At 71.1% G+C, this 17,682-nt stretch carries 13 protein-coding genes; 4 read left to right on the forward strand and 9 right to left on the reverse strand.

Annotation, left to right across the window (positions count from 1 at the left end; genetic code table 11):
* On the reverse strand, positions 1-2,148 hold the full coding sequence (locus tag AB0I72_RS25570) for a serine/threonine-protein kinase (protein ID WP_358573025.1): 2,148 nt from the start codon (positions 2,146-2,148) through the stop codon (positions 1-3).
* Positions 2,149-2,776: 628 nt separating this feature from the next.
* Between AB0I72_RS25570 and AB0I72_RS25575 the strand changes: the two genes are divergently transcribed.
* The gene (locus AB0I72_RS25575) at positions 2,777-3,019 is read left to right on the forward strand and encodes a hypothetical protein (protein WP_358573027.1); all 243 of its coding nucleotides are present in this window, start codon (positions 2,777-2,779) and stop codon (positions 3,017-3,019) included.
* Positions 3,020-3,161: 142 nt separating this feature from the next.
* Here the strand turns inward: AB0I72_RS25575 and AB0I72_RS25580 are convergent, their stop codons facing one another.
* Entirely contained in the window at positions 3,162-4,469 is a 1,308-nt protein-coding gene (locus AB0I72_RS25580) for an Ig-like domain-containing protein (RefSeq protein ID WP_358573029.1), read from the reverse strand.
* Between the two features lie 308 nt (positions 4,470-4,777).
* On the opposite strand from AB0I72_RS25580, the gene AB0I72_RS25585 reads away from it, so the two are divergent.
* On the forward strand, positions 4,778-5,101 hold the full coding sequence (locus AB0I72_RS25585; RefSeq protein ID WP_358573031.1) for a multidrug efflux SMR transporter: 324 nt from the start codon (positions 4,778-4,780) through the stop codon (positions 5,099-5,101).
* Between the two features lie 40 nt (positions 5,102-5,141).
* A complete protein-coding gene (locus AB0I72_RS25590) occupies positions 5,142-5,738 on the forward strand; it encodes a TetR family transcriptional regulator (RefSeq protein ID WP_358573033.1) in 597 nt (198 codons plus the stop codon).
* Here AB0I72_RS25590 and AB0I72_RS25595 read toward each other — a convergent pair.
* On the reverse strand, positions 5,680-6,480 hold the full coding sequence (locus AB0I72_RS25595) for a helix-turn-helix transcriptional regulator (RefSeq protein WP_358573035.1): 801 nt from the start codon (positions 6,478-6,480) through the stop codon (positions 5,680-5,682). The two genes, AB0I72_RS25590 and AB0I72_RS25595, sit on opposite strands and share 59 nt — an antisense overlap.
* Positions 6,481-6,592: 112 nt before the next feature.
* Here AB0I72_RS25595 and AB0I72_RS25600 point away from each other — a divergent pair, with 112 nt between their 5' ends.
* Positions 6,593-7,144: a TIGR03086 family metal-binding protein gene (locus AB0I72_RS25600; protein ID WP_358573037.1), complete on the forward strand. Its 552-nt coding sequence runs from the start codon at positions 6,593-6,595 to the stop codon at positions 7,142-7,144.
* Positions 7,145-7,251: 107 nt separating this feature from the next.
* On the opposite strand, the gene AB0I72_RS25605 is transcribed toward AB0I72_RS25600, so the two are convergent.
* From AB0I72_RS25605 to AB0I72_RS25630, 6 genes are all read right to left on the reverse strand, one after another.
* Positions 7,252-9,321, reverse strand: coding sequence for an AarF/UbiB family protein (locus AB0I72_RS25605; RefSeq protein WP_358573039.1), 2,070 nt, complete (start codon positions 9,319-9,321; stop codon positions 7,252-7,254).
* Positions 9,322-9,626: 305 nt separating this feature from the next.
* Positions 9,627-11,270, reverse strand: coding sequence for a D-alanyl-D-alanine carboxypeptidase/D-alanyl-D-alanine-endopeptidase (gene dacB / locus AB0I72_RS25610; protein WP_358573041.1), 1,644 nt, complete (start codon positions 11,268-11,270; stop codon positions 9,627-9,629).
* 128 nt (positions 11,271-11,398) lie between these two features.
* The gene (locus AB0I72_RS25615; protein WP_358573043.1) at positions 11,399-13,603 is read right to left on the reverse strand and encodes an ABC transporter ATP-binding protein; all 2,205 of its coding nucleotides are present in this window, start codon (positions 13,601-13,603) and stop codon (positions 11,399-11,401) included.
* Entirely contained in the window at positions 13,600-14,514 is a 915-nt protein-coding gene (locus AB0I72_RS25620) for an ABC transporter permease (RefSeq protein ID WP_358573045.1), read from the reverse strand. The genes AB0I72_RS25615 and AB0I72_RS25620 overlap by 4 nt, the downstream gene beginning before the upstream one ends.
* A complete protein-coding gene (locus tag AB0I72_RS25625; RefSeq protein WP_358573047.1) occupies positions 14,507-15,517 on the reverse strand; it encodes an ABC transporter permease in 1,011 nt (336 codons plus the stop codon). The genes AB0I72_RS25620 and AB0I72_RS25625 overlap by 8 nt, the downstream gene beginning before the upstream one ends.
* 159 nt (positions 15,518-15,676) lie before the next feature.
* A complete protein-coding gene (locus AB0I72_RS25630) occupies positions 15,677-17,326 on the reverse strand; it encodes an ABC transporter family substrate-binding protein (protein WP_358573089.1) in 1,650 nt (549 codons plus the stop codon).
* Between the last annotated feature and the right edge of the window lie 356 nt (positions 17,327-17,682).

A 17,682-nucleotide genomic window follows, 5' to 3' on the forward strand; every position in this document is an offset into this window, starting at 1 on the left:
TCACTCGGCTCCGACCCGGGCGGCCGTCTCGCTGACCTCTCGGCTGACCAGGGGGGCCAGCGGGGTGTAGCCCGCCTCCTCGGCGATCGCCGCGCCGTCCTCCGAGAGCGTGTAGGTCCAGAAGTCGCGCAGTGCCGCGCCGACACCGTCGTCGTACCCGCACTCGAAGGCGAAGACATGGCTGATCCGCATGATCGGATACGCGTCGCCCGAGACCAAGGGCAGGGTGGCGATCCCGTCGGGGGCCAGCTCCAGCAGTTCGGTGGCCGCTCCCGTGGTCTCGGGCGTGGGCCGAACCGCTGTTCCGTCGGAGTTCTCGACGGGGAGGACCGCCAGATCGGCTTGGTCCGTGATCGACGCGTTGACGAACCCGATCGCACCGGGACTCTCGAGGACCGTCACCATGACACCCGTGTCTCCCACGGCGTACGTGGAGACCGTCCCCCAGTCGGTGTCCCGCCCGGCGTCGTCGTAGCGTTGTTCTCGCCAGGTCGCACCGTACGTGGCCAGAAAGGCGCTGAAGACGTCGGCCGTGGAGGCCGCGTCGTCGTGGCGGACGGGGAGGATCTCCAGGTCCGGGAGCTCGTAGTCGATCGATTCCGGATCATCGAGGTAGCCGATGAGGTCCCGGTAGTTGGTGGCCTCCCCGGCGTAGATGGCCTCCAGCTGACGCGCGCTCATCGGGATGTCGGCCAACTCCCCGCCCGCGGTGATGACGGCCACGGCACCGGTCACCACCGGGAACTGCACGACCGGGCAGCCCCGCGCGTCCTCGGCCAGACGGCGCTGACCGCTGGTGAGCCCGAAGTCCGCGACACCGAAGTCGATCCGACCGTTGACGAACTGCTCGGCTCCGGAACCGGAGCCGACCGGGTTGTAGGACACGGAGACCCCCGACTGCCGATCCTGCGTGTACTCCTCCGCCCAGGTCTGGATCGCGGTGCCGGCGAAGGTCGATCCGGCGCCCAGGAAGCTCCCGGACAGGGTGTGCGGGTCCGCGGGTTCGATGGTCGCGGCGACCGGATCCCCGCCCTGTCCCGTGCGGTCGTCGGCGGTCAGGCGCGTGGCCGCGAACAGTCCGAACGCGCCGAGGACCGCGACGGAGAGGGCTCCGGCGCCCACGGCGAGGGGGAGCCTCCAGCGGCGGGGCGCTTTACCGGGCGGAGGCGGCGGGGCGGTCGGGACCGGTGTGGGAGGGGCCGGTGTGGAAGGAGGTGTGGCGGCACCGGTCCCGGACCGCGGGTCCCCCGTGTCCTGGCCCCAGTGGTCGCGGATGAGGACGTCGACGATGGTCGTGCCGTCAGTGCCGACGTCCTCCGCCCGCGGTCCGGCGATCCGGTGCACGAGCTCCGCCGCCCGGGGCCTGCGCCCGGGGTCCTTGTCCAGGGCCTGGACCACCGGTTCCGCGAGCTCCTCGGGCAGCCCGTCCAGGTCCGGCTCCTCGTTGAGGATGCGGTACATGAGCGTCTCCGCGCCGCCGTTACCGAACGGCGAGCGCCCCGTGGCGGCGAAGGCGACCATCGCACCCCACGCGAACACGTCGGCCTCCGGCCCGCTGGCGCCCCGGTAGCGTTCCGGGCTCAGCCAGGCCGGGGAGCCCACCAGGCCGCCGGTCCGGGTCAGGCCGGTCTCGTCGACGGCGCGCGCGATGCCGAAGTCGAGCACCTTGGGGCCGTCGGGGGCGAGGATGACGTTGGACGGTTTGAGGTCGCGGTGCAGCACACCGGCCGCGTGGATCGCGGCGACGGCCTCGGCCATGCCCGCCGCGACCACGCGCGTCCGGGGCAGGGAGAGCGCGCCGCCCCGGCGGATCCGCTCACCCAGGGTGGGACCGGGCAGGTAGGCGGTGGCGTACCAGGGCTGCTCCGCGATCGTGTCGTGGGCGAGGACGGGGGCGATGCAGCGCGCCTGGACCCGGCGCATGAGTTCGATCTCGCTGGCGAAGCGCGCCCGGAACTCCGGGTCGCCCGCGTACTCCGGCCGCACGACCTTGACGGCCACCCAGAACCCGTGGGGATCGGTCGCCGCGAAGACCACGCCCATGCCGCCGGCGCCGAGCCTGCCGTGGACGGTGAACGGGGGGATCACGCGGGGGTCGGTGGGCTGGAGCGGGGTCAGGCCGGGCGGCACGTGGGGCGGGTGAGCCATGGAAGTCCTCGGGGTCGGGGCCTCCACCGCGGCACGACGGCGGTCGCGTCCCACGGGAGGAAAACGGTCACGCGGTTGGGACGCCTCGCGCGCCCCGACCGTTCACCCTAGCCCCCTCGCGGGGGTCCGAACCGTGGCGCCGTGGGCGAACGACGGCGACGCGGACACCGTCCCCTTCGGGCCGACCGAGGACCTGACCGCCGCACTGATCGACGAGGCGCCAGCCGTGAACGGCGGGATCAACGCCTGAGGTGAACCAGACACCAACCATCAGAGGTAATAATAGAACATAAATTTCGCAAAGGTGACTTGAGAGTCGTTTCTCCCCTTCCGGGAGCGCGAAGGGGAGAATTCGCCTGGGGTAAACCCGTTGTTTGGCTCCGCACACCCCACCACAGGAGTAGAGTCCGGAAACGCGGACACTACGGTGCCCCGGCACCCGCACCCGTTCCCCGGAGCATTCCGGGTCTCGGCATTCTCGCCGCCACCCTTCAGCGATTCTCGTGGCCCTCGGTCAACAATGCGGTCACGCGCCCCGGGAAACTGGTCCATCACGCGCGCTCGGCGCGCCGCGTTCGTTCCGGGACACGCCGTCCTACGTTGACGAGACCAGACCCAGGGGATTCCCATGGCCTATTACCGCATCCACCTCAACGACGGCTCTTCCCACACTCTCCAGGCCGTGCGCATGCGCACCGACGCCCACTGCCTCTACCTGGAGGAGCGCGCCGCCGGAGCGTGGCGCGAGGTGTTCACCAACCCGCTCCACGACATCGACCGCGTGCAGCGCCGCTTCACCGAGAACGACGGCACGTGGACCTGGCTCAACGAGCGCCTGCCCGCGCCCATCGGCGGCGTGCGCGCCTGGTGACGCACGTCGTCGGGGGAGAACCGAGTGACGGTTCACGGCGCCACGTCATCGAGTGGCTGTTCGCCGCCCCGGACGGGGAGGACTTCGCGCGCCGGCGGGGGCGGCGGGACCGCGTCCCACCGCCCCCGCCGGTGTTCGTCGGTTACAGGCCCTCGCCGTGGGGGGAGCCGGAGGTGCCGGAGCCGTCGGTGGTCTGCTCACCGGTCAGGCTGGCCTCCAGCCACTCGTCCCAGGACATCTGCCAGTAGCCCCAGCCGTTGTTCCACTCCAGGTCGCGGTCGGTGCCGGTGGTCTCCAGGACGTCGCCCATGAGGGTGTTCTCGAAGATCCACCGGGCGTCCTCCATCCTCAGGTTGGTGCACCCGTGGGAGGTGTTGGCGGAGCCGATGTTGCCGTTGTACGAGGCCTCGTGGAGGAACTCGCCGCTGCTGGAGGTGCGGACGGCGTACTGGACGTCGACGCGGTAGGCGTCCGGGGAGTCGGCGGGGACGCCGAGCGTCGCCGAGTCCATGGTCAGCTGCTCGTAGCGCTCCATGAGCACGTGGGTGCCGGTGGTGGTGGTGTACATCCGGCTGCTGCCGTTGCCGTTGCTCACCTCGATGACGCGGTCCTGCTCGCCGTCGATGTTGACGGCCATCTCGTGGTCGGGGACGTTCATCGTCAGGATCAGCTCACGGCCGACCTCGAAGTCGATCTGGTAGTCGCGGACACCGTAGACGCCCTCGGAGGCCTCGACACCGGCGAGGTGGAGGTCGACGGTCACGTTCTGGTGCGGCTCCCAGTACTCCTCGGGGCGGAAGACGGCCTGCTGGTCCGACACCCAGTTCCAGGCGCCCGCGATCTCCTGGTCCGCGGTCACCTCCATGGCGCTCTCCACCTGCTCCTTGTTGGTGACGGGCAGGTCGAAGCCGACCACCACGGGCATGCCGACACCGACCGTGTCGCCACTGCTCGGGAAGGTGGTGTAGGTGTCCAGCTCCAGGCGCTGCCCGGGGGTGGCGTCCAGGGTGCTGAACTGCTGGACGAGCTCGGTCTCCTCACCGGCCGCGTTCGCCGCGGTGGCGGTGACGACGACCTCGGAGCCGGGGGCCAGGGTCCAGTCGCTGACCCACTCGGTCTCGCCCTCGTTGAGGGTTCCGGTCATGTCGAGGAGGTGGGACCCGTCCTCCTCCGTGCCGGTGAGGGAGGCCTCGCTGACGACGGTCTGCTCGACCTGGACATCGGTGATGACGCCGCTCTCGGCCCTCACGCGGATGGGCGAGTTCGGCGCGACCCCGGTCCCGCCGTCCCCGGGGGTGATGGTCAGCGCCGCGGGGTCCGCGTCGACGGCGGAGTCCTCACTGCTCTGCGGCTCGGCGTCCCCAGGCGTGCAGGCAGTGGCCGCGAGCGCCAGCGCCATCAGTCCGATGCCGAACCGACGCGTCACCGCCGGGGTGGTGTTGCCCGTCACGTCTGGACCTCCATCTTGAACGCCGGGTGCCTGGTGTGTGCTTTCGCTAGGTGAGACGCGTGAGCGCCGAAAAGGTTCGGATCCTCCGCGGATTGGTATGGAGCGGTGATCTCGGGCGCGTGGGGAGAAAGCGCCGGAACCGCCGACGTTACACCCAGGGGGTAAGAGTCCGAACCTCCGGTCCCGAGGTTACGGCCACCCGAGACCCGGTCCGCACAGAGACCGGTCACGCCCAAGAACCTGAGCGAACGGACAAGTTGTTGGGTAGAATCTGGAGCAGTCGATCAGGTTTCTCTGGAAGGGACCCCATGCCGTGGATCTGGTTGGGCGGCGCGATCGTCGCCGAGGTCGCCGCGACGACCTCGCTCAAGCTCTCCGAGGGTTTCACCCGGCCGATCCCGTCGGTCGTGGTGGCTGTCGGATACCTCACAGCGTTCTACCTGCTCTCTCATTCCCTGAACCGGGGTATGGACCTCGGTGTGGCCTACGGCGTGTGGGCGGCGACGGGCATCGCCCTGGTCGCCGCGATCGGCGCCCTGTTCCTCGGTGAGTCCCTCACCTGGGTCCAGGTGGGCGGCATCGCCCTCGTCATCGGCGGCGTCATGGCGCTGGAGCTGGGCGGCGCCCACTGACCCGGCGCCCGCACGGTCACACCCGTCGACAAGGGGACACGTGAACGAGACCGGGGACATCACCGACGGCCGACGGCGCAAGGGAGAGCAGCGCCGCCGCCTCCTGCTGGACGCCACGATGCGCGTCGTCGAACGCGACGGCGTCGCCGCCGTGAGCCAACGACGGGTGGCGGCCGAGGCGGGCGTCCCGGCCAGCGCGGTCACGTACTACTACGCGGGCGTGGACGACCTCCTGGTGGACGCCCTCACCCGGGTCAACGACACCTACGTGGCCGCGATCGCCGCCCTGCCCGACGACCCCGACGGCGCACTACGCGGGTTCGCCGCACTGGTCGCCGCCGGTTCGGGCGCCGACCGGGCACACGTGATGGCCGAGTGCGAACTCTTCCTCATCGCCGCACGGCGGCCGTCCCTGCGCCCACAGATCGAACGCTGGAACGAGGCCGTGGATTCCTTCCTCGCCGCCTACCTGACCGATCCGGTGGCCCGGACCGGGGCGGCCGCCGCGATCGACGGCCTGTTCCTGCGCTCCTGCACGACCGAGTCCGCGCCGACGGAGCAGGAGGTGTACGCGGTGCTCACCCGGCTGGTGTCCGCGTCCGCCGCGCCGCGTACCGGCCGGGAGGAACCCCGATGACCGACGTGAACTCACGGGTCAGGTGCGACTGGTCGCTGTAGCCGAGTTCGGCGGCGAGCCCGCCCCAGTCGGGCCGCTCCCCCGCGCGGGCGCGCTCGGCGGCCTCGTAGAGGCGGTACCGGCGGATCACCGTCTTGGGCGCGAGGCCGACGTGGTCGGCGAACCGGCGTTGCAGCAGGCGCACCCCGACTCCTTCGCGCTCGGCGAGCGCGGACACGCTGACCACCGTGGGATCGGCGGCCACCCGGTCCACGATGTCGGCGGTGTCCTCCGCCGGGTGGCGCTCCTCGGGCAGCCGTGCGGCGAGGTGGCGGTCCACCCACGCGATGAGCGGCTCGGGACCGGTGTGGTCGGGCACGTCGCCGTCGAAGACCTCCGCCCACGGCAGCGCGGCGTCCACCATCGTGTTCAGCGCGCGGCCGAGGAGGGGCCGGAACCCGGCGGGCCGGAACATGACCCCGAGCGCCCAGCCGACACCCTCCAGACGGCGCTCGGTGACGCCCGTGGCGGGCCCGTACACACCCGCGCGGCCCTCGGTGAAGACCACGTTGACCACGGGGTGCGGCAGGACCCGTTGCACGTGCGGCGCACGGTCGGTCAGGTCCCAGGAAGCCACCCAGTAGCGGTCCACGAGGCGGGCGACGGGCGCCGAGGGCGCGTGGCGGTCGAGCCGGAAGCGGGTCAGCCCGGTCTCCGGGTCGAGGATGCCGCGCGCGTCCCTGTCGACGGGCTTCGGTCTCATGTGCCCAGCATAGGACGCGGCGTTCGAACACGTGTCGCGTTTGTTCAAGACCCCGGGCCGAGGCCGGACCAGACTGGTGGCCACCGACGACACCCGGAAAGCAGGTTCCGCCATGAGTGACATCGCCAAGCGCTACGACCGCCTCTCCGCCGACTTCGCGCGCGCCGTCGCGGCCGTTCCCGAGGACGGGTGGTCGGCCGACACCCCGTGCGAGGGCTGGACCGCCCGTGATCTGGTCCGGCACGTGGTGGACACGCAGGGCACGTTCCTCGGCCTGGTCGGCCGCGAACTCGGGGACATCCCCTCGGTGGACGACGACCCGGCCGCCGCCTGGGACGCGGCCAGGACGGTGGTCCTGGCCGACCTCAACGACCCCGAGCGCGCTGGTGCCGAGTTCGACGGCTTCTTCGGCCGGACCACGTTCGCCCAGGCGGTGGACCGGTTCCTCGGGTTCGACCTCGTGATCCACCGGTGGGACCTGTGCCGCGCGACGGGCCAGGACGAGCGCATCGACCCCGACGACGTGCGCTGGGTACGCGAGGCCGCCGACCGCTTCGGCTCGAACCTGCGCCGCGAGGGCGTGTGCCGTGCGGAGCTGACCCCGCCGGAGGGCGCCGACGAGCAGACCCGCCTGCTCGCCCACCTGGGCCGCCGCGCCTGGTAGCCGCCCGCGGGCTCCCTCCACACCGGACCGTCCGATCGGGCTCCGGGGGGGGTGGGGGTGGGCCTGTCGACTCCCCCCACGCGCCGGACCGTCCGGGGCCGCCGCGGTCACGTGTCCATCGCGCGGGCGGCGGCTCCGACCTTGGTGATCCCGATCAGCAGCCGCAGGATCATCAGCCCCGACGCGGCCAGCAGCGCCCAGGCGGCGATGCTGAGCACCTGGGCGCGCGCGGACATGTCGGCCCACACCACGTCGGGCCCCTCGGTGACGTTGAACAGCCCCACCGACATCAGCCCGGTCACCACCGTCAGGACCATCAGCACCGCGCGCTGGCCGGCGCGCCGGAGCAGGGCTCGGTCGTCCGGGTGGGCGAACGGCCGCACCCGCACGGTGAACCGCCCCTTGTGCAGCTGTTCGGTGATCCGGTCCATCCTGCGCGGCAGCCTCCGCAGCGTGGGCATCACCGCCACCAGCTCGGCCATCGCGGCGTCCCGCAGGTTGTCGGCGTTCAGCTCGCCCGCCATCCGGCCCTCCGCGAACCGCCGCGCCTCGGTGACCGTGTCGAAGCCCGGGGAGAGGTACACCAGAGTCCCCTCCAACGTGGCCAGCGCTCGGAACACCGCCGCCAGCTCGGGTGGCAGCGACAGACCGAAGCGGGTGACGATCAGCATCAGCTCGGTGAACATACGCATGCTGGCGGTCGCGCCGCTGTGCAGATAGCGGGCCATGAACTGGCCCAGCGCCCGGCGCAGCCGCTCCTCGTCCACCCCCGCGGCGTCGTCGACCACGTCCAGCAGGGTGTCGGTGAGCAGGACCGCGTCGGAGCGGTCGATGGCCAGCAGCATCATCCGCAGGGACTCGCGGGTCTGCCCGTCCAGGCGGCCCACGGACCCGTAGTCCAGCAGCCCGACGCCGCCGTCGTCGAGCAGCATGATGTTGCCGGGGTGCGGATCGGCGTGGAAGATGCCGCCGACCATCACCTGCTCCAGCAGGCAGTCCAGCAGCACGCGGGCGATGTGCCCGCCGTCCGACCCGCTCAGGTCGGCCCCGCCCAACGGCGTCCCGTGCAGGCGTTCCATGACCATGACCTCGCGCGTGGTGTAGGCCTCGTGCACGGTCGGGATACGCACCGGCGAGTCGGCGGTGGCCCCGGCGACGGCGGCGATGTTGGCCGCCTCGACCTCGAAGTCCAACTCCTCCAGCAGCGCCTCGGCGAACCCCTCCGCCAGGTCCACCACACCGATCGCCGGACCCCAGTCGGTGCCCCTGTGGAACCTGCGCGCCAGCCGCCGGATGATGTCGAGGTCCCGTTGGACGATCGGCAGCACGCCCGGACGCTGGACCTTGACCACGACCTCCCGCCCGTCCGTCAACCGCGCCAGGTGGGCCTGGGCGATGGAGGCGGCGGCGAGCGGTTCGGCGGAGAAGTCCGCGAAGACCTCGTCCAGGGGGCGGCCCAGGGACCGCTCGACGGCCTCGCGCACCCGGGCGGACGGGACGGGCGCCACCTCGTTGTGCAGGCGGCCCAGCTCCTCGACGAACACCGGGGGCAGCAGGTCGCGTCGCGTCGCCATCACCTGGCCGAGCTTGACGAACACCACCCCGGCCTCCTCCATGGACCTGGCCAGGGAGCGGGCGAGGCGGCGCTGGGTGGAGGCGTCCTCGCCGCCGTCCCGCCGCCGGGTCACGTACCCCCACAGCCCGTGCCGGGCGAGGATCCACACGATCCTGCGGTAGCGGCCGATCCGTTTGAACCAGAGCACCGCCCCGCGTGCCGCCGCGACCGGGCGCAGCCGGGTCCCCTGCGGCAGGGCGAGTTCGAGGGCGACGAAGGCGAGCATCGCCGCGACGGCCATGGCCAGCGACATCAACGCGACGAACCCGGGCCCCGCCAGTCGCTCGGGGTCGAAGTCGGGCGAGGTGGGCGTGGAGCCCAGGTACAGCAGGATGCTGGCGGCGCCGCCGATCGGCACACCGATCGCCCCGGCGACGGCGAGCCGCGGGGCGTTGAACGGCACGCCCATCATCCGACTCGCGAGGACGCCGAGCCCGAGCAGGAGGAGGACGAAGAAGCCGATGGACAGGATCTGTCCCAGCCAGCTCCCGGCGTCCGTGGTCGCCGAGGCGGCCAGGACGGCCGACGCGTGTTCGGGGAACTGTTCGAGGTGGCTGTACATGGCCACGAACCCTTCCGGGACGTCGTGGCGGACACCCGCTCGCGCGCGGACGACCGCTCGGGGGGCAGGGACGGCGCCGTGGAACCCGGTGTGGAGTGGTGGAGACGGGGGCGCCTGGATCCGAGTCTGCCACTCGCGCGGCGACCGTGGGTGGCGGGTCCACTACCTGTGGACAACTCGCCGCCCCAGAGACCGCACCGCCTGTGGACCACCCGCCGACCCCGCGGACGCGGATGGGGCGCGCCCCCTCAAGGTGCGCGCCCCACCGTGTCGGATCTCAGCGGATCAGCGGGTCAGACCCCGGATCAGCAGGTCAGCTCCCACGAGCACTCCAGCTCACCGCCGCGCTGCTGCGCGGGGGCGTTCTGGCGGAGCGTCGTGATCGGGGCCTCGTGTCCCAGGTACTCGGCGATGCTGATCGCGATCCCGTCCTGCACGTGGATCGGCGCCCATCCCGAGTGGCCGTTGTTGACCACGCTGAACACCAGGTCACGGCCGTCGGGCCCGGTGACGTACCCGGACAGCGCGCTGACCCCGGACATCGTGCCGGTCTTGCCCTGGACCACGCCGGCGGCGGCGGTGCCGCGCATCCGGTTGGTGAGGGTGCCGCCGACCCACGGGTCGGGGTCGCCCGCGACCGGGATCGAGGCGCGCCAGGTCTCGTACCAGGAGGCGTCCCGCGTCTGGCCGAGCAGCTCGGTGACGGCGTCGGCGGTGACCCGGTCGGTCCGGGACAGGCCGGAGCCGTCGTGGAAGACCACGTCCTCGGTGTTCACGCCGAGACCGGCCACGGCCTCCTCGACACCGGCCAGACCGGCCGGCCACGACCCCTCGTCGGCGACCTCCCGGCCGATGCTCTTGACGAGCATCTCCACGTGCCCGTTGTTGCTGAACTTCATCAGCGGCGACATCAGTTCGCCCAGCGTGTCGGACTCGTGGTCGGCGACCACCTCGGCGTCCGACCGGTCCTCGGGCATCTCGCCCAGGGTCACGTCACCCCGGACCCGGACCCCGTGCCGTTCCAGCGCCTCCCGGAACACGTGCCCGGCGAAGGCGGCGGGCTCGTCGACCGTGCGCAGGCGGACCACCGGGTCGGCGTCCTCCGGCAGGGAGCCGGTGACCGTGATGGTGTTGGTGCCCGTGGGACGGTCGATCACGACGGAGCCGCTCTCCCCGGCCGCCACGGTGACGGCCTGGTTGTCCAGCTCCATGTAGCCCTCGGCGGCGCCCAGGGCCACGTCGACCGGCTCACCCTCCCCCGCCGGGGTGACCACGACCTCCGTGACGCCGGTGTCGAGGCGCTCCCCGTGGGCGACGGTCAGCGCGGAGATCTGCGCTGAGTAGGCGTACGGCTCGTCCGACGGCCACCAGTCGTCGACCAGTCGCTCGTCGTCGAACCAGGTGTCGTCGGCGACCAGGTCGCCGCGCACGGTCCGGATCCCCGCGTCGGCCACCTCCTCGGCCATCGCGTCCAGATCGGCCGCGGTGAGCGAGGGGTCGCCCCCGCCGACCAGGAACAGGTCCGACACCGAGTAGCCGCCCCGGCCGAGCCGGTCCTCGACCATGACGTCCGTGGTGAACGTGTGGTCGGCGCCGAGGACGTCCAGCCCGGCGGCGGTGGTGAACAGCTTCATGTTGGAGGCCGGGAGCAGCTGCTCGCCGCCGTCGCGCGAGTACAGGCGCTCGCCCGTCTCGGGGTCGACGACGACCACTCCGGACACCGCGCCCTCCAGGGCGGGGTCCTCCAGCAGGGCGTCGATGTCGGCGCGCAGGTCGGCCAGACGGTCCTGCTCGTCGACCGCGTCGGCGAGCGCGGACGAGGCCGTGAACGGCGCGACGGTGGCCAGGGGGAGCGCGGCCAGCACGGCGGCGGCCAGACGGGTTCTTCTCCGGAGGCTCCCGGGACGGAACCGCGGGGGGCGGTGGCCGTCGGGGGTTTCGGCGGTCATGGATCTCCTCGTGAGATCGGTCGGGGGTCCGGTGACACGGGGGCACGGCGCCGCGGAACATGGCGAAACGACCGTAGCGGACGGCGTTCCCGTCCGCCACGGACGCGCCCGGGGTACGGACACCCGGCTCAGATCAGCTCGACCACCTCCGAGTAGTGGCAGGCGTCGCGGTGACCGGCGCCCCGCTCCTCGAGCTCCGGGGGTTCCTCCACGCATCGGGCCTGCTCCTGGGCGGAGAGCTCGTTGGCGAACTTCGGACACCGCGTCCGGAACCGGCACCCCGACGGCGGGTCGGCCGGGCTGGGAACGTCACCCGTGACGATGATCCGCTCCCGGGTGCGCTCCTTGACCGGGTCCGGCAGGGGGATGGCGGAGATGAGCGCCTGCGTGTACGGGTGCGCGGGGGACCCGAACAGCTGCTCCGTCGTGCCGGTCTCCACGATCCGCCCCAGGTACATCACGGCGACCCGGTCGGCGATGTGCCTGACCACCGACAGGTCGTGCGAGACGAACAGGTAGGACAGGCCCAGCTCCTCCTGGAGGTCCTCCAGCAGGTTGATCACGCCCGCCTGGATGGACACGTCGAGGGCGGAGACGGGTTCGTCCAGGATCAGCACCCGGGGGTTGAGCGCCAGGGCGCGGGCGACGCCGATGCGCTGGCGCTGGCCGCCGGAGAACTCGTGGGGATACCGGGAGGCGTGCTCCGGGTTGAGCCCCACCAGCTCCAGCAGTTCGCCGACGCGCCGCCGGGACCGGCCGTTGCCCTCGCGGTGGATGCGCAGCGGCTCGGCGATGATGTCCGCGACCGTCATGCGCGGGTCGAGCGAGGCGAACGGGTCCTGGAAGACGATCTGGAGGTCGCGCCGCAGGGGGCGCATCTGGCGCGGGGTGAGCGTGTGCAGCGGCTGGCCCATGTAGTGCACCTCGCCCGACGTCCGCCGGATGAGCTGCAGCAGCAGCCGCGCGGTCGTGGACTTGCCGCACCCGGACTCGCCCACCAGGGCCAGCGTCTCCTTCTCGCGCAGTTCCAGGGAGATCCCGGACACCGCCTGCACCTCGCCGATCTTCCGCCGGAGCAGGCCCTTGGACCGGATCGGGAAGTTCTTCACCAGGTCGGTGACGGTGAGGATGGGCTCGCCGCCGCCCCTCGCCCCGGAGTCCGCGCCCGCGGCCTCCTCCCCAGTGGGCTCCTCCCGCTCGGAACCCCCGTCCGTGTCGGACCCGGCCGCGACCCCGGCGCGGAACAGGTCGGCCGGGGTGGACTCGCCCAGCTCCGCGCTGAAGTGGCACGCGGCGGAGTGCGCCGCGACGTCGCCGACGTCGACCCACACGCGGTCGCCGCGCTCGTCGAGCGCCAGCAGGAGCGGTTCCTCCTCGTGGCACCGTGCCCGCGCCATCGGGCAGCGCGGCGCGAAGGAGCAGCCCGGGGGCATTGCGTTGAGGGAGGGCGGCGTCCCCGTGATCGGGGTGAGGCGCTCGCGCCGGTCCGCGTCGAGCCGGGGCAGGGAGCCCAGCAGCCCGAGGGCGTAGGGCATCCGCGGCCGGTAGAACACCTCCTCCACCGGCCCCGACTCCACGATCCGGCCGCCGTACATCACGGCGACCCGGTCCACGTTCCCGGCCACCACGCCCAGGTCGTGCGTGATGAGCACGAGCGCCGCGCCGGTCTCCCGCCGCGCCGCGTTCAACGCCTCCAGCACCTGGGCCTGGACGGTGACGTCCAGCGCGGTGGTCGGCTCGTCGGCGATGATGACGTCGGGCTCGTTGGCCATCGCGATCGCGATCACCACGCGCTGGCGCATGCCGCCCGACAGTTCGTGCGGGTACTGCTTGAGCCGCTGCTCCGGGTGGGGGATGCCCACCAGTTCCAGCAGCTCCAGCGCGCGGGCCATCGCCTTCGCCCTGCTCACGTTCCGGTGCGCGAGCACCGCCTCGGAGATCTGGTAGCCCACGGTGTAGACGGGGTTGAGCGAGGTCAGCGGGTCCTGGAAGATCATCGCGATCCGCTCGCCGCGCACCTTGCTGATCTGCGCGTCCGTCAGACCGACGACCTCCTGGCCCAGCACGCGCGCCGAACCGGTCACGCGGGCGTTGCGGGGCAGCAGACCCATGATCGCCATGGACGTCACGGACTTGCCCGACCCGGACTCGCCGACGATCCCCAGCGCCTCACCGGCGCGCAGCACGTAGGAGACCTCGCGGACCGCCCGGAGCGGCCCGTCGTCCGACTGGAAGGTCACGCCGAGGTCGTTGACCTCCAGCACCACGTCGTCGCGCTCCACGGTGGCTTCCCTGGCTTCCTTCTCGCTGTTCGTCGCGTCGGTCGTGGTCATCGGCGCTCCATGGTCTGTCGCGGGTCCAGGGCGTCGCGGAGGCCGTCGCCGATGAAGTTGATCGTCAGGCAGACGATCACCAGCAGGACGCCCGGCGGGTAGAAGAGCCAGGGCCGGGTGGAGGCCGCCGTACGGGCATCGCCGATCATCTGGCCCAGGGAGATGTCGGGGAGCTGGATGCCGAAGCTGAGGAAGGACATCCCGGCCTCCAGCAGGATCGCCACGGCCACCAGGAGGGTGGCGGCGACGATGATCGGCCCGGCCGCGTTGGGCAGCAGGTGCCGGACGATGATCCAGCCCGGCGACGCGCCCGCCGCCCGGGCCGCCTCCACGAACTCCTGCTCCCGCAGGGACAGCACCACGCCGCGGACGACGCGGGCGATCTGCGCCCAGGAGAACGCGGCGATGATGAGCGCCACCGCCCACCACGTGGTGCCGCCGCGCACGCTTCCGGCGATCGCGGCGACCATGACCAGCAGCGGGACGATCATGAAGACGTCGACGATCCGCATCATCAGGGCGTCGGTCCGACCCCCGTAGTATCCGGCCGTCGCGCCCCACAGGGAGCCGACCGCCGTGCCGAGGATCGACACGGTGAAGGCCACCTTCAGGGTCTGCTGGGCGCCGCGCATGAGCTGGCCCAGCACGTCGTTCCCGGCCGTGGTGGTGCCCAGCGGGTGGTCGGCGTTGGGCGGGACGCTGGGCGGGATCTCCCGGTGGACGGTGTGGTCCCAGGTCCAGAGGAAGGGGCCGACGAAGGCGAAGAGGGCGATCACGACCAGCACGCCCAGGCTGATCATGGCGGGGCGGTGCCGGAGGAACCGGCGGACGATCATCTGGAGCTGGGTGCGCTCGACGCCGCCCACCCCGTCGGCGGCGACGGCCGTGCCCGCCGTCCTGTTCTCACTCATAGCGGATCCTCGGGTCGAGCACGCCGTACAGCAGGTCGGCGATGAGGTTGGCCACGATGACGGTCGTGCCGCTGAGCATCAGCCACGCCATCAGCGCGAAGGAGTCGTTGGCCGTCACCGCCTGGATGAAGAACTCGCCGAGCCCGCGCCACTGGAAGACCCGCTCGGTCAGGACCGTGCCGTCGATGATGGCCGCCATGCCGACGGCCACGACCGTGGTCAGGGGGATGAGGGCGGTGCGCAGGGCGTGCCGTCGGACGACGACGCGGTTGGGCAGCCCCTTGGCGCGCGCCAGGCGCACGTAGTCGCTGTTGAGCACCTCCAGCATGGAGGTGCGCTGGTAGCGGCTCCACGACGCGAAGCTGGTCAGCATGAGCACGATCGTGGGCAGGGTCATGTAGGCGAGGGCGTTGGTGACCAGCCCGAAACCCGACTCGCTCTGCGCCTGGTAGGTGCCGTCGCCGACCGTGGCGAAGAACTGCGTGCCGACGAGTTCGTTGAATCCGACCCCGGCCTGCTGGACGATCCCGGCGAACCAGAACGTCGGCATGGCCAGGGCGAGGAAGCCGATGAAGGTGAGGGTGTAGTCGAGCTTGGAGTACTGCCGCATCGCGCTGACCACGCCGGTGAGGACGGCCAGGCCGATGGCGAAGACGGTCGCCGCGCCCACCAGCCGCAGGGTGACCCCGAGGCGCTCGGCGATGTTCGCGCCGATGTCGTAGGTGGCGCTCTGGGTGGAGGGGCCGAACTTCCCCTGGAGCAGTCCGATGTCGCCGTTGCCGCCGATGCCGGTGATCCAGAGCCAGTACCGCTCGGGCATGGAGCGGTCGAGGTAGAGGCGTTCCTCCTGGAGCTGGATGACCTCCGGGTCCGGAGGCGGCTGCATGACGCGCATGTCGGCCAGGGGATCGCCGGAGACGTCGATCAGGACGAAGGTGAGGACGGACGCCAGGAGGAGGACGGGTATCGCGCCCAGCACGCGCCGCACCGTGTAAACGAGCATGGGTGTGATCCTTCAGGGTGAACGAGGACCGGCCCGGGCAGGGGAGGAGCCGTGCCGCAGGCGCCCGTGGGGGGCGCCCCACCCCGCGCGAAGCGGTGTTCGGGGTGGTGGCGGGTGACGGGTCGGCTCCCGTGCCCGGGCCTGGAGACCTGTGCCGATCTACTCGGCGAGGCTCCACTCACCGATGTTGTAGGTGGCGCGGAAACTGGAGTAGAGGTTGTCCTCGATGTTCGCGACGCGGTCGCTGGCGAAGAAGTAGTTGGGGTCGGCCAGGAGCGGGAGGACGTAGGCCTCCTCGACGAGGATCTCCATGGCCTGGTTGGCGTTGTCGGCCGCCTCGTCCTGGTTGGCGGCGCTGCCGGCGGCCTCGACCAGTTCGTCGACCTCCTCGTTGTCGAGCCCGCCGAAGTTGCTGGGGCTCTCGCTGTGCCAGAACTGCTCGGGGCTGCTGGCGAAGTAGGGCGAGCCGCTCCAGCCGAACTCGACGATGTCGTAGTCCTGGGTGCTGAGCATCTCGCCGAGGTTGTCGGTCATCTCGATGGTGGTCTCGATGCCGATCTCGGCCAGGTGGGCCTGGATCAGCTGCACGGAGTTGTTGCGCACGACCGTGTCGGTGCTGCGGAGGCGGAACGGGCCGACCTGCTCGCCGTCGAGCATGAGGGTGTCGCCGTCGAGCTCGTACCCGGCCTCCTCCAGGATCTCCACGGCCCCCTCGGTGTCGCCGCTGCCCTGCCCGGTGGGGGTGAGGTGGTCGACGAAGTACTCGCTGTCGTTGCCGAAGATGTGGTTGTTCTTCAGCTCGTAGTCGGGGTAGCCCTGCCCGTAGGTGCGGCTGGCGATGTCGTCGCGGTCGATCGCGGTGAAGATGGCGCGGCGCAGTTCGACGTCCGAGAGCCACTCGTTCTCGGTGTTGAGGTCGATGTGCTCCCAGGTGCTGCCCTCGGCGATGGTGACGGTCGCGTTGGGAACGCCCTCCAGCTCCGCGATGACGTCCTCGCTGAACTGGGCGGGGTTGGCGCCGTCGATCTCGCCGTTGTTGAACGCGTTGACGAAGGTTCCCTCGTCGTTGTTGAACGGCATGATGATCCGGTCGAGCTGGACCGGCTCACCCCACCACTCGGCGTTGGGCTCCTTGACGACCTGGTTCTCCAGGTCGCCGTCGACGATCATCCACGGGCCGCCGGACCACTCGGGCCGGGTCTCGTGCAGCCAGGTGTAGAACTCGCCGAGCTGGTCGGGGTCGTCGACGTCCCAGCCGTTCTCCTCCGCCAGGTGGGACGGGTAGAAGCCGCCGCCGGGGCTGTCGGAGTCGAACTGGCCCATCCACTCGGGGTCGGACAGCCCATCCTTGAGGGTGATCGTGATGGTCTTGCCGTCGACCTCCATGGTGTCGATCATGTCGGCGTTGGTGGTGCCCCGGGAGTCGCAGGTGGTGCAGTAGCCCTCGTCCGGGGAGGCCGACATCATCGCGGTGACGCGCAGGTCCTCGCCGGTCATCGGCGTGCCGTCGCTCCACACCGCGTCCTCGGCGAGGGTGAAGCTGTACTGGAACGGCCCCGCGTCGAGGTCGTCGTTGATGACCGAGGGCTCCTCGGCGAGGATGTCCAGGTTGTACCCGTAGCTGCCGTCCGGCTGCCAGACGCCCGTGTTCGGGACCACCCCGGAGAGCATCTGGAGGGTGTAGACGCTGCCTCCGGCGCTACTGGTACTCGCCCACGCGGCCGGGAGGCTGTTGATCACCCATGTGACCTCGCGTTCTCCGTCCGCTGGACCGCTTCCGCCGCCGGAACAGGCCGTCAACACCATCATCGCGGATGTGCCGGCCGCGGCCAGCGCGAGCGTTTTCCTTCGTTTGTGCATCAGTTACACCCTTGATCACTAATACGAGCCGAACACACAGCGTCCGATCGAGTGACGCATACCCCGCCGAAGTTAGGCGATTAGTCGATCAGAAGACCATTAGGCGAAATGTCTGTATAGCCCCACTGCTGGATTCGTGACCCATCCGCAACCCGTTCGCGGCCATTACTCGGAGTGTCCGACACGCGACCTCAACACGGCCTCAACACGGGCGCAACACTCCATGCCTTCGCGCGTTTTCGCAGGACAGAGCCTATTCGTGACCGATAACCCAGCGAAGTTGGATTCGGACATACCCAAAAGAG

Origin of the sequence: Nocardiopsis sp. NPDC049922, assembly GCF_040660275.1 — a bacterium.
Classification (GTDB): domain Bacteria; phylum Actinomycetota; class Actinomycetes; order Streptosporangiales; family Streptosporangiaceae; genus Nocardiopsis.